Annotated in this window: 5 tRNA genes; all 5 read right to left on the reverse strand. The window is 54.1% G+C overall.

Going from position 1 to position 440, the window contains the following annotated elements:
• Positions 1-10: 10 nt before the first annotated feature.
• Positions 11-84: transfer RNA gene (locus Q3223_RS19540), tRNA-Gly, on the reverse strand.
• Between the two features lie 9 nt (positions 85-93).
• Positions 94-168: transfer RNA gene (locus Q3223_RS19545), tRNA-Glu, on the reverse strand.
• Positions 169-182: 14 nt separating this feature from the next.
• Positions 183-258, reverse strand: a tRNA-Met gene (locus tag Q3223_RS19550).
• Between the two features lie 15 nt (positions 259-273).
• A tRNA-Leu gene (locus Q3223_RS19555) sits at positions 274-359 on the reverse strand.
• Positions 360-364: 5 nt separating this feature from the next.
• Positions 365-439, reverse strand: a tRNA-Asn gene (locus tag Q3223_RS19560).
• Position 440 lies beyond the last annotated feature (1 nt).

Raw genomic sequence — 440 nt, forward strand, 5'->3', positions numbered from 1 at the left:
GTCCCATTTTTGGAGCGGGTGAAGGGGATCGAACCCTCACAGCTGGCTTGGAAGGCCAGAACTCTACCATTGAGCTACACCCGCATATTTAATTGGTGACTCGTAGGGGAATTGAACCCCTGTTACCGCCGTGAAAGGGCGGTGTCTTAACCTCTTGACCAACGAGCCGTTTTGATTTTTAATGGTTGCGGAGGCAGGACTCGAACCTACGACCTTCGGGTTATGAGCCCGACGAGCTGCCAACTGCTCCACTCCGCGATATTGTTTTATAAGTGCCGAAGACCGGAATCGAACCGGTACGAGAGGTAAGTCCCGCAGGATTTTAAGTCCTGTGCGTCTGCCAGTTCCGCCACTTCGGCTTTTTTGGCTCCAAGGGTGGGGCTCGAACCCACAGCCTACCGGTTAACAGCCGGTTGCTCCACCGTTGAGCTACCTTGGAA

Source organism: Clostridioides sp. GD02367 (assembly GCF_045900275.1).
GTDB lineage: Bacteria > Bacillota > Clostridia > Peptostreptococcales > Peptostreptococcaceae > Clostridioides > Clostridioides difficile_A.